The sequence below is a fragment of the Pseudonocardia sp. 73-21 genome (assembly GCF_001899645.1).
GTDB lineage: Bacteria > Actinomycetota > Actinomycetes > Mycobacteriales > Pseudonocardiaceae > Pseudonocardia.
On the sequence record NZ_MKVV01000060.1, the window covers coordinates 16151 to 27886 of the forward strand.

Annotated in this window: 10 protein-coding genes; 7 read left to right on the forward strand and 3 right to left on the reverse strand. The window is 72.2% G+C overall.

Annotated elements, in window-relative coordinates; translation table 11 throughout:
- Positions 1-69: 69 nt before the first annotated feature.
- Positions 70-1188, forward strand: coding sequence for a cystathionine gamma-lyase (locus tag BGP03_RS19605; protein WP_298800526.1), 1119 nt, complete (start codon positions 70-72; stop codon positions 1186-1188).
- Between the two features lie 22 nt (positions 1189-1210).
- Here BGP03_RS19605 and BGP03_RS19610 read toward each other — a convergent pair whose 3' ends face one another.
- Complete coding sequence (locus tag BGP03_RS19610) at positions 1211-2053, reverse strand: polysaccharide deacetylase family protein (protein WP_298800564.1); 843 nt, start codon at positions 2051-2053, stop codon at positions 1211-1213.
- Between the two features lie 82 nt (positions 2054-2135).
- The gene (locus BGP03_RS19615; protein ID WP_298800527.1) at positions 2136-3815 is read right to left on the reverse strand and encodes a choline dehydrogenase; all 1680 of its coding nucleotides are present in this window, start codon (positions 3813-3815) and stop codon (positions 2136-2138) included.
- A 147-nt stretch (positions 3816-3962) separates the two neighbouring features.
- Here BGP03_RS19615 and BGP03_RS19620 point away from each other — a divergent pair, with 147 nt between their 5' ends.
- From BGP03_RS19620 to BGP03_RS19640, 5 genes are all read left to right on the forward strand, one after another.
- Entirely contained in the window at positions 3963-5456 is a 1494-nt protein-coding gene (locus BGP03_RS19620; RefSeq protein ID WP_296372203.1) for a glycosyltransferase family 39 protein, read from the forward strand.
- Positions 5457-5647: 191 nt separating this feature from the next.
- Complete coding sequence (locus BGP03_RS19625; RefSeq protein ID WP_296372207.1) at positions 5648-6958, forward strand: polysaccharide biosynthesis C-terminal domain-containing protein; 1311 nt, start codon at positions 5648-5650, stop codon at positions 6956-6958.
- Positions 6959-6977: 19 nt separating this feature from the next.
- The gene (locus BGP03_RS19630; protein ID WP_298800528.1) at positions 6978-8108 is read left to right on the forward strand and encodes a glycosyltransferase; all 1131 of its coding nucleotides are present in this window, start codon (positions 6978-6980) and stop codon (positions 8106-8108) included.
- Entirely contained in the window at positions 8105-9391 is a 1287-nt protein-coding gene (locus BGP03_RS19635) for a glycosyltransferase family 2 protein (RefSeq protein ID WP_296372211.1), read from the forward strand. The genes BGP03_RS19630 and BGP03_RS19635 overlap by 4 nt, the downstream gene beginning before the upstream one ends.
- Positions 9392-9411: 20 nt before the next feature.
- Positions 9412-9627 carry a hypothetical protein gene (locus BGP03_RS19640; protein WP_296372213.1) on the forward strand — a complete coding sequence of 72 codons (216 nt, stop codon included), beginning with the start codon at positions 9412-9414 and terminating at the stop codon, positions 9625-9627.
- A 68-nt stretch (positions 9628-9695) separates the two neighbouring features.
- Here BGP03_RS19640 and BGP03_RS19645 read toward each other — a convergent pair whose 3' ends face one another.
- Complete coding sequence (locus BGP03_RS19645; RefSeq protein WP_298800529.1) at positions 9696-10826, reverse strand: Gfo/Idh/MocA family oxidoreductase; 1131 nt, start codon at positions 10824-10826, stop codon at positions 9696-9698.
- Positions 10827-11083: 257 nt separating this feature from the next.
- On the opposite strand from BGP03_RS19645, the gene BGP03_RS19650 reads away from it, so the two are divergent.
- Positions 11084-11575, forward strand: a complete 492-nt coding sequence (locus BGP03_RS19650; RefSeq protein WP_363094113.1) for an HNH endonuclease — start codon at positions 11084-11086, stop codon at positions 11573-11575.
- Positions 11576-11736 lie beyond the last annotated feature (161 nt).

Genomic DNA, 11736 nt, shown 5'->3' on the forward strand with positions numbered 1-11736 from the left:
TGGCCCTGATCTCCGCGCACGACCTGTCGGATCGGCCTTCCTCGTCACGCCGGGGCTAGGCTGGCCGCCATGATCACGGGCGCCGGGGACGGCACGCGCTGCGTCCACGGCGGGCGCGGCGACGACGTGCTCGGCGCCCCCGTGCACCCCGGCCCCGTGCTGTCGTCGACCTTCCATCTGGGGCTCCCGGCCGACCCGACGCCGCCCGACTTCTACGGCCGCGCAGACAACCCCACCTGGCGGGCGCTGGAGGCCGCGATCGGCCTGCTGGACGGCGGCGGGTGCGTGAGCTTCTCCTCCGGCATGGCGGCGATCGCGGCCGTGCTGCGCGTCGGCGCCCCGCGCGGGGCGCTGGTCCTGCCCTCGGACGGCTACTACCTCGCGCGCGCACTCGCCCACGGTGAGCTGGCGCCGCTGGGCGTCGAGGTCCGGGAGGTGCCGACGGCGGGCGAGTGGCCCGACGGTGTGCTCGACGGCGCCGGGCTCGTGGTGGTGGAGACGCCGTCCAACCCCGGCCTCGACGTGATCGACATCGAGTGGGCGGCCGGGGCGGCGCACGCGGCCGGCGCGCTGCTCGCCGTCGACAACACCACCGCCACCCCGCTCGGACAGCAGCCGCTGGAGCTGGGTGCCGACCTGACCGTCGCCAGCGACACCAAGGCCCTGGCCGGGCACGGCGACGTCGTGCTGGGCCACGTCTCCACCCGGGACGACGAGTTGCTCGCCCGGCTCCGCGAGGCCCGCTCCCGGGGCGGCGCGATCCCCGGCCCGATGGAGGCCTGGCTCGCCCATCGCGGACTGGCGACGCTCGACCTGCGGCTGGCCCGGCAGGCCGCGAACGCCGCCGCTCTGGTCGAGGTCCTCCTGCGCCACCCGGCGGTGCGCGACGTGCGCTGGCCGGGCCATCCGGACGACCCGTCGCACGCGGTGGCCGCCCGTCAGATGCGCCGGTGGAACGGCGTGCTGGGGTTCACGCTGCCCTCCACGGAGGCGGTGGGGGAGTTCCTCGCCGTGTCCCGGTTGGTGGGCTCGGCCACGAGCTTCGGCGGTCTGCGCACCACGGCCGACCGCCGGCAGCGGTGGGGCGACGACGTCGTCGACGGGCAGGTGCGGCTGTCGGCGGGCTGCGAGGATCCGGCCGACCTCGTCGCGGACATCCGGGCAGCTCTCGATGCCGTCCGTCGCTGAGACGAGACGGCGAACTCGCGGGTCAGGGGGTGGGGGGTTCCTCGTCCACCGGACCGCTGAGGTACCACTCCTCCCACCGGTCGTACGCGCCGGCGAGGGCGGCGCGGAAGATCGGGGGGCGGTCGATGGCGGTGATGAACGTGCGGGGCACCGTGCCCGCGGGGCGGGTCTCCACCGACTGGGCGTAGACCGTGGAGTAACCGGCGCGCTTGGCCTCCAGCGTGGCGGCGTCGGTCCAGTTCTTGGACTGGCCGAACGGGATGGCGAACTCGTCGGTGTCGACGTCGAGCATCCGCACCATCCGCTCGCGGGAGACCTCGAGCTCGCGGCGGGCCTCGTCGGGCCGGAGCTTGCCGAAGTCGCGGTGGGTGACCGAGTGGCTGGCCAGCGTCATGCCCTGGTCCTGCAGCGCGACGAGCCCGTGCCAGTCGAGCACGTGGTCGTATCCCTCCTCGTGGCCGCCGTCGGCCCACCCGGTGACCACGAACATCGTGGACGGGATGCCGTGGTGGCGCAGGACGGGCGCGGCGTGGTCGAGCACGCTCGTGCAGCCGTCGTCGAAGGTGAGGGCGAGCAGCTGCTCCTCCGGCCGGGCGAGCACCTGGGCGGGGGTGGCGAAGGTCCACCCGTCGTCGACGGCCATCTGCAGGTGGCTCTCGAAGTGGCGCGGGCTGACGTCGTTGACCTCCCACTCGGGCGTGCCGATGGAGTGGTAGGCCAGGATGCGGGCCCGCTTGTGCCCCGCGGTGGACGTCCTCGCGGCGAGAGCCCAGCGCTCCGCGCGCAGGCGACCGTCGACGACGCACCGGTACGCGAACTGAGCAGCGGGCACATCACCCAGCGCACGGCGTACCGACCGCAACATGGTGGCCAAGCTCAGGTCCTCTCGCGAGTGGATGCGGGTATCGAGCCTACGCAGTAGCCCTGTGGCTCCGCTGAGAGCTCTCTCAGACCGCGCGCTCCGCGGCTAACCGCTGCTCGGTCACCGGCACCGCGGGTGCCCGCAGCGGGGCCAGCGGCGTGTTGCCCAGCACGATGTCGGCGGCCTTCTCGGCCAGCATCATCACGGGCGCGTAGGTGTTGCCGTTCGTCAGCTCCGGGAAGATCGACGCGTCGATCACGCGGATGCCGTCGAGCCCGTGCACGCGCAGGCTCGACGGGTCGACGACGGCCCGGTCGTCCACGCCCATGCGGGCACTGCAGGCCAGGTGCAGGCCCGGGCGGGCGGTGCGCTCCACCCAGTCGAGCACCTGCTCGTCGGTGGCGGTGGCCGGGCCCGGCTCGGTCTCGCGGCTGCCGAACCCGGCGAACGCGGGCTGGTTCATGAGGGTGCGGCCGACCTGTACCGCGTCGAGCCAGCGCTGCCGGTCGCTCGGGTCGCCCATGAAGTTGAGGTGGATGGCCGGGTCGCGGCGCGCGTCGCGGGAGGTGATCTTCACCGTGCCCGTGGCCGGGGAGTGCATGACGCCGACGTAGACCTGGTAGCCGTGCTCCTTGATCCGCACGGGCCCGTCCGCGCTCTCGATCACCAGCGGGATGAGGCCGAACAGGACGTCGGGGCTGACGGCCTCGGACCCGGTGCTCGCGAAGCCGACGGCGCGCAGCGGGTTGCGGGTGCCCGCGCCCTTCCCGAGCAGGTAGGCGCCCAGGATGATGCCCGGCCACGCGGCCTTGCTGCGCAGCGGCGAGGTCAGCACCGGACGCGACGACGCGTAGTGCAGGTGCACCGCGAGATGGTCCTTGAGGTTCTCGCCGACGCCCGGCAGGTCGGCCACCATCGGCACGCCCATGGGGTGCAGGTGCGCGGGGTCGCCGACGCCGGAGAGCTGCAGCAGCTGCGGCGAGCCGATGGCGCCGCCGGCGAGGATGACCTCGCGCGCCCGGACGGTCCGCTCGCCGCCGCGGCGCTGCTTGTAGGCCACGCCGACCGCTCGGGTGCCCTCGAACAGGACACGGGTGGCGTGGGCGTGCGTGCGCACCTCGAGGTTGCGGCGGCCGCGGGCGGGGTGCAGGTAGGCGCGCGACGACGACGCGCGCAGACCCCGCTGGACGGTCTGGTCGGCGGGGGAGAAGCCCTCCTGGACGGCGTCGTTGATGTCGTCGACGACGGCGTGGCCGGCCTGGCGGGCGGCGGCGAAGAAGGCGTCGAACAGGGGGCTGTCGGCGGGCCCGCGCTCCAGCGACTGCGGACCGCCGCGGCCGCGGCCGGTGCCCTCGGGCTCATCGACGCAGTTCTCCAGCCGGCCGAAGTACGGCTCGCAGTGCGCCCAGTCCCAGTTCCCGCAGCCCGGCTTGGAGCCCCAGACGTCGAAGTCGGCGTGGTTGCCGCGCTGGTAGATCATGCCGTTGATGCTCGACGAGCCGCCGAGCAGCTTGCCGCGGGGGTGGATCAGCTTCCGCGACTGCAGGCCGGCCTCGGGCTGCGACTCGTAGTTCCAGTCGTAGTGGCGCTTGCCGATCGTGCGGCCGAGCGCGATCGGCAGCTGCACCTGCAGGTCCCACCAGTAGTCCCGGCCGCCGGCCTCGAGGACCAGCACGTCGACCCCGGGATCCGCGCTCAGGCGTGCGGCCAGTACGCACCCGGCGGCGCCGCCGCCCACGATCACGAAGTCGTACTCGCGCGCCATCCGCTGTTCTCCCTATCGCCGTCTCCCCGACATGACCGGGGAACACAGCCCTCCCCCGACGTCGCGGCGACCCTACAACGCCCCACAGGAGGCGCACGGGACATCCCTTCTCAGGCTGAGCTCAGGCTGAGGCCCCACGATGTCGCGGTGCTGCAGCGCCTGTGTCGGGACCCCCTGGGCATGCTGGCGGGCGCGGTCGTCCTCGTCGTCGCCGTGCTGTCGGTGGTGCGGGCGTTCGGCCCGATGACCTACTCCGGCGACATCTGGCGGCAGGCCGACACGGCGTCGATCGCGCAGAACTTCGCCGAGAACGGCATGCGGCTGCTCTACCCCCAAATCGACTGGGGTGGTGCGGGGCCCGGCTACGTCGAGACCGAGTTCCAGCTGCTGACGTGGCTCACCGCCGCGTTCTACCTCGTGTTCGGCGAGCACGTGTGGATCGGCCGGCTGATCTCGCTGGCGTTCGCGCTGGTGGCGGTGGCCGCGTTCTGGGGGCTGGCCCGCCGGCTGCTGCCGCCCACGGCCGCGCGGTGGGCGCTGATCGCGTTCGCCCTCTCACCTCTGTTCATGCGCTACGGCAGCGCGTTCATGCCCGACGCCACGGCGCTGGCGTTCTTCCTGCTCGCGATGCTGTGGTTCCGGCGCTGGCTCGACGAGGACCGCGTGGCGTGGCTCGCGGCCACGGCGGTCGCCGTGTCGCTCGCCGCTCTGGTCAAACCCACGTCGCTGATCGTCGGTCCGATCCTGCTGGTCTGGCTGCTGGCCGCCGACCGGGCGCGGCTGCGCCGGCCCGCGCCGTACGTCGCGGGCGTGGCGGCGCTCGTCGCCCCGGCGCTGTGGCTGCTGCACGCCAACTCGCTCTACCGCACCTACGGCAACACGTTCGGCGTGCTCTCGGGCGGAGACGACAAGTTCGGCGGCGTGGGCCAGTGGCTGCGTCCCTCCTTCTCCATCGGCAACGCCTACCTCGAGGCCGTGTGGGTGCTCGGGGTGGTGGGTGTGCCGCTCGCCGTGCTGGGTGCCGTGGTGGTGTGGCGCGAGCGCCGGCGGTACGCGGTGGTCGTCGCCGGGGTCGTGGTGGTGGTCGGCTACTTCTTCGCCGTCGCCCGGTACAGCCAGAACTCGCCGCAGTACCACATCTACGCGCTGCCGTTCGCCGCGTTGCTGGTCGGCCTCGGGGTCGCGGCCGCCGCGCCGCGGGTGCCGCTGCTCGCGCGCCGGATCGCGGCGGTGGTGATCGTCGCCGCCTTCGCGGCCGGTAGCCTGACGGTGTTCGTGGGGTCGCTGAGCGACACCAGCGGCACGCTCGGGGTCTGCGCCACGGAGCTCGACGAGGTGTCGGCCCCCGGGGACCTGGTGGTGGTCGACACCACCAGCAACGCTCTCGACAACGGGGTCCCGAACAACTGGCAGGAGCCCGTCGTCTTCTACCGCGCCGACCGCCGGGGCTGGAGCGTCGCCGCCGACCAGCTCGACGCTGCTCGGCTCGCCGCCGACCGGCAGGCGGGAGCGCGGTTCTTCGTCGACGTCGACCCCGCGCTCGTGCCGGCCGGCAGCCCGCTGGCCGGATGGCTCACCGCGAACGCGACGCCGCTGCGGACGTCGGCCGCCGACGGATGCGGCATCTGGGTGTTCCGGTAACACCCCACGCCGGGTAGGCGATCAGAGCAACGGAGGCCATTGCAGTGCAGAGTCGGTCGGGGAACGACCCGGCGTACCCGTCGGTGGAGTCGGAGACGGTGCGTATCGCCGGTCCCGTGACCGCGCCCGTGCCCGTTCAGCCCGACGGGGGTGCAGCCGATCACCGGAGCGCGTCTCAGTACCCTGAGAACGTGGTCGACACGCGCGAAACGGGCAAGCAGCGGTTGAAGCGCCTCCGCGTCGGCCGTGGTCTGGAGCTCAACGCGCTGTCGCTGATGGTCGCCTCGGTGATCACGGCCCTGGTGGGGGTCTTCTTCTGGGCGGTCGCCACCAAGGCGCCCGCGGCCGAGGTCGGCCGCTCGTCCGCGATCATCACCACCGCCACCCTGCTCAGTGCTCTGGCCAGCCAGAACGTCGGCCTGTTGATCAGCCGGTTCCTGCCGGGGGCGGGCCCGCGGTCGAAGAAGCTGGTGCTCGTCGGCTACGCCGCGGCGTCCGGGGTGGCACTGCTGCTCGGGGCCGGGTTCGTGCTGTTCTGGCACAGCAGCCTGTTCGCCTCCGATCTCGAGCGCTACCTGTTCCCCGTGTTCACGATGATCCTGTCGCTGTTCGTGCTGCAGGACTGGGTGCTCATCGGCCTGCGCGCCTCCACGTGGGTGCCCTTGGAGCAGCTGCTCTTCGCGCTCGTGAAGCTCGGCCTGCTCGTGGTGTTCATCGCGCTGTTCCCCGTCGGCGGCATCGTGCTGTCGTGGGTGGTGCCGGCCGGGATCGCCGTGCTGATCGTCAGCTCCATCGTGCTGTTCCGCGCGCTGCCGCGCCGCCCGCCGCCCGAGCCGGGCGCCGCCCAGCTCCCGGGGCGCCGGGGCCTGACCATCATCTTCTTCAGCGAGTACGCCACCGGGATCATGACGGTGGCCGTGCCGATGGCGCTGCCGCTGATCATCGTCGCGCAGCTGGGCACCGAGTCCAACGCGTACTACGCGCTGCCGTGGATGCTCAGCGAGGCGTTCAACATGCTGCTGTGGAACATCAGCTCGTCGTACATGGTCGAGGCCTCCAACGACGGGCCCAAGGCGGCCGCGCTGCTCAGGCGCACCATCCGGCTCAACCTCCTCATCGGCGGGCTCGGCGTGCCGTTCATGCTGATCGGGGCGCCCTGGCTGCTCACGTTCCTCGGCGGGGCCTACGCCGCCGAGGGCTCCACGGTGCTGCGGATCCTCGCCTGCGCCATCCCGTTCCTCGTGATCACCTCGCTCTACAGCACCACGGCGCGGGTCCGCCAGCAGATGGGGCGCGTGGTGGCCATCCAGCTCGGCGCGTCCGTGCTCACGATCGGCCTCGCCCTGATCCTCATCCGCGAGATGGGCATCAACGGCGTGGCGCTGTCGTACCTGATCGCCGAGGTGCTCTGCGCGGTCATCGTCTTCATCCCCCTGATCCGCATCCTGCGCGAGAAGACCCCTGCGGCTCCGGCGGCGAACCCTGAACCGGCTCCGGTGTGAGCCCGAGCGGAGTGACCCCGTGACATCGATCGGACCGCGGCCCACCGTCAGCGTCGTCGTGCCCTGCTACAAGTACGGCCAGTACGTGCAGCAGACCGTCACGAGCATCCTGCGCAACGAGCGCGTCGACATCGACGTCCTCGTGATCGACGACTGCTCGCCCGACGACTCCTGGGAGGTCGTACAGGCGCTGCCCCGGTTCGACACCCGCGTCCGGGTGGTGCGCAACGAGCGCAACCAGGGCCTCATCGCCACCGCCAACGACGGCCTCGACCAGGCCAAGGGCGACTACGTGGTGCTGCTCTCCGCCGACGACGCGCTCGCCCCCGGCTGGCTCGACCGCGGCGTCGACCTGCTGGAACGCACCCCGCACGCCACGTTCGTCAAGGGGCCGGTGCGCGTCTTCGAGGGTCCGCACCTGCCCACCCTGCGCAAGCAGCGCGACCTGCGCTCCGTCGTGTGGCCGGGCCGCGACTGGATCGCGAAGAGCTGCGACCAGGGCGTCACCGACGTGCGCTCACCCGAGGTGATCGTGCGCACCTCGGCCCAGCGTCAGGCGGGCGGCTACAACCCGAAGGTGCCCTACAGCTCCGACATGGAGATGTGGCTGCGCCTGGCCAGCCTGGGCGACGTCATCGAGGTCACCGGTCCGGTCTCGGCGTTCTACCGCTTCCACCCCAGCAACATGTCGCGCGGCAAGGACCTGCTCGGCGTCGGCGAGCTCGACAGCAACGACGACGCGTTCGACGAGTGGTACGCCGGCGCGGGCTCCCGGGTCGAGGGCGCCGACGAGCTGCTCAAGCGCGCCCACCGGGCGCTGGCCGTCATGGCCGTCGCGAGGGCGCCGCGGGCGTTCCTGGAGGACCCCCCGATGTTCCAGCGGCTGTGTGAGTTCGCGCTCGAGAAGGACCTGCTCTGGGCGGCGCCCCAGGTCGCGAAGCTGCGCCAGCGGCTCACCTCGCCGCTGGCGGTGCGGGCCCGCGACCGGCTCACCCCCCTCACCGAGGCCGTGGTGCAGACGCGCCGCAAGGTCCCGCACCTGCGGGCCCGGGTCGGCGCCTACACGGCGTGGGTCAACGACCGGCTCGGCACGGCCGACCACGACGCGACCGGAACGAAGGCTCGTCACATGAATGGGGAAGGCCGTTGATCGCCACCGAGGGCATGTGGTGCTGCGAGACCGACCTGGCCGGTGACGGTGCGATCCGGTCCGTGGCCCCCCAGGAACCCGGCCACACCACGGCGCGCGTGCTCGTCCGGCTGCACGGTGAGCCGCTCGGATACGTCACGCTGCCCGCCGTCGACGGCGACGTCGACCGCGAGCAGCTGCTGCGCGTGGTGTGGGCGCGCTGGTCGGCCGACGTCAACGAGCACCTCGTGGACGAGGGGCTCCCGGCGCGCACGGCGCTCGGCCCCGACGACGTGCCGCTGCCCGCCGCCACCGCGTCGTGCCCCAACCACATCGAGGCCGACGAGCCGGTCTCGGTGGTGGTGTGCACCCACAACCGCAGCACGATCCTCACCCGCTGCCTCACCGGGCTGCAGGCGCTGACCTACCCGAACCTCGAGATCATCATCGTCGACAACGCCCCCAGCGACGGCAGCACGCGCGCCGTCGTCGAGAAGGTGATGGCCGAGGACGACCGGTTCCGCTACGTCGTGGAGCCGCGCGCCGGCCTGTCCTACGCCCGCAACAAGGGCCTCGCCACCGCCACGGGGCGCTACCTCGCCTACACCGACGACGACGTGTCGGTGGACGCCGGTTGGATCGAGGGCCTGGTCCGGGGCTTCCGACGCCGCTCCGACATCGGCTGCGTCACCGGCCTGGTGTGCACCGCCAGCGTCAACACCGCCGCCGAGGCCTACTTCGACGCCCGGGCGTCGTCGTGGTCCACCCGGCCCCGGCCGGAGATCTTCGACATGCACGGGGCCCGGCGCGAGGGCGCGCTCTACCCCTACTCCGCCGGCATCTACGGCACGGGCGCCAACTTCGCGTTCGACCGCGAGTTCCTCACCTCCACCCACGGCTTCGACGAGGCGCTGGGCGCCGGCGCCCGCACCCGCGGCGGCGAGGACCTCGACGCGTTCGTCACCACGCTGCTGGAGGGCCGGGCCATCGCCTACGAGCCGTCGGCGATCGTGTGGCACCACCACCGCGCCGGGCGTGACGAGCTGCTGCGCCAGCTCTACGGCTACGGCACGGGCTTCGCGGCGTTCATCGCGAAGACCATCGCCCGCCCGTCCACCCGGTGGGACGTCGTGCAGCGCGTGCCTCAGGGGCTCCAGAAGATCGTGAAGATCCGCTCCGACACCAAGCACGCGCTGGGGGAGCGGATCGAGTCCCCCCGCGGTGCGGCGCTGGTGGAGTTCGCCGGCTACGCGGCGGGCCCGTACCTGTACTGGCGGGCGAAGCGGGACAACCGCAAGCACTAGCCGAGAACTGCCGCGATTTCGTGCGGAAGTACATCGTCCCGGGCCGAGCAGGGGGCAGGATCGAGGGCGTCGTCCAAGGCGAGGCGAAGACGCTGCTCACGGTGCTCGAGACTCGGGGCTCCGACATCACCGATGCTGATCGAACCCGTATCGCCGGATGCCGCGACCCCGAGCAGCTCGACATCCGGCTGCGCCGGGCGACCACCGTGGACTCGGTGGACGAGCTGTTCGGCTGAGCGACCACCTGCGACGAACGGCACTGTCGTCGCACGGGTTGCGACGGGAGTGCCGTCCGTCGGGCGGGTCAGACCGTGACCTCGCCGCGGCCGCGGCGGGTGGCGTCGCTCAGGGCGTCCTCGGACCCCGTCCGGCGGCCCTTCACGTCCACCTCGCGGACCGGGACGGACATGCCGTCCTTCGCGAGGCTCGTGGAGGCGGCCTCCAGCAGGGCGAGGACGCGCAGGCCCGACCAGCCGTCGGTGAGGGGGGCGCGGTTCTCCGAGATGGCGGCGGCGAACTCCACCATCACCGAGCGCAGGGCCTCCTGGTTGGGCAGCGCGGGTGCGACGGTGTCGCCGGTGCGGTAGGACACGGTGGTGCGGCCGCGGGTGTCGGCGTCGAGCTTGCTGGCCTCGGTGAGGTCGACGCCCCGGTCGTGCACCGACAGCTTCTGCACCGGGTTGAGGTCGTCCCACACGACGGTGCGCTGCGAGCCGCCGACGACAACGGTGCGGATCTTGGTGGGGGACAGCCAGTTGACGTGCACGTGGGCCAGCGCGTCGTTCGACAGCCGGATGGTCAGGTGCGCGACGCAGGCGTGGCCGGCGCCGACCGGGTCGGAGCCGTGCGCGGCCACCGAGACGGGGTGCACGTCGTCGGGGAGGATCGCGTCGAAGATCGACAGGTCGTGCGGGGCCAGGTCCCACAGCACGTCGACGTCGGGCTGGACGAGCCCGAGGTTGATGCGCACCGAGTCGAGCCACTGCAGGTCGCCCAGCGAGCCGCCGCGCAGCAGCTCGCGGATGTGGCGCACCGGCGGCGTGTAGACGTAGGTGTGGTCGAGCATGAGGACGCGCTCGTGGCGCTCGGCGGCCTCGACGAGCAGGCGGCCCTCCTCGTAGGTGGGGGCCAGCGGCTTCTCGACCAGCACGTGCTTGCCGGCCTCGAGCGCGGCCATGGCCACCTGGTAGTGGGTGCCCGCGGGCGTCGCGATGGCGATGGCGGACACGGCGGGGTCGGCCAGGACCTCGTCGAGCGAGTTCGAGACCCGCACGGTGGAGTACTCGCCGAGCACCTTCTTCGCCCGCGCCTCGTCGAGGTCGCAGAGGTACTCCAGGTGCAAACCGGGCGTCTGCTGGGCGTTGCGGACGAGGTTCGGCCCCCAGTATCCGGCTCCGACGACGGCGATCCCGATGGCCGGGCTGCTCGTTCCCACGTCCTGCTCCCTCGATCGTCTGGTGTCGCCCGACCGTACCGGGCGGGTTCCGTCGGCCCCGTCATGGGCCGTGCCAGGGCGAGTTCCATGCGATATCACACTCGCGTAACCCGCCCGCGCTATGGTCTGATCAGCCTGCGCAGGGAGGTGGTCGCGTGAAGCATCGACAACCGGACCCCAACGGTGCCCACCCCGATCCAGGGGAGGTACCGGGGATCACGCCGCTCCCGAGCGTGCTCCCGACGGGGTCCCGGGTCCTGCTCCTCAACGCCACGTTCGAGCCGCTCGCGGTGGTCACCGCCAAGCGTGCCGTCGTCCTGATGCTCACCGGCAAGGCCGAGTGCGTCGAAGCCACCATCGACGGCTTCTTCCACTCCGAGAACCTCTCCATCCCCGCTCCCTCCGTGATGCGCCTCTCGCGCTACGTCCGCGTGCCCTACCGCCGCGCCGTACCCATGACCCGAGCCGGCGTGCTGCGCCGCGATCTGCGCCGCTGCGCCTACTGCGGCCGCAAGGCCGACACGATCGACCACGTGGTGCCGCGCAGCCGCGGCGGCGAGCACAGCTGGGAGAACTGTGTGGCGGCCTGCCGCTCGTGCAACTCCCGCAAGGCCGACAAGCTCCTCGAGGAGATCGGCTGGAGCCTCGCCGAGCCGCCCCGCCCGCCGCACCGCACCGCCGGGGGCGTGCTGGTGTTGGCCGTCGAGCCGCTGCCCGCCTGGGAGCCCTGGCTGGGTGTAGCCGCCTGAGCCGAATGGACTGGGGATCGCTCACCCGAGAGGTCTATTTTCTTACTGTCCGTTTCGAATCCTCTGTAACGGGTTCGCGGTGTAGCTCGACTAGGTGACAAGGGCTGCGGCTGACGCGGTGTGGTGACCACCGCAGCCGCTCCGGGCACGGACTGCCCGCT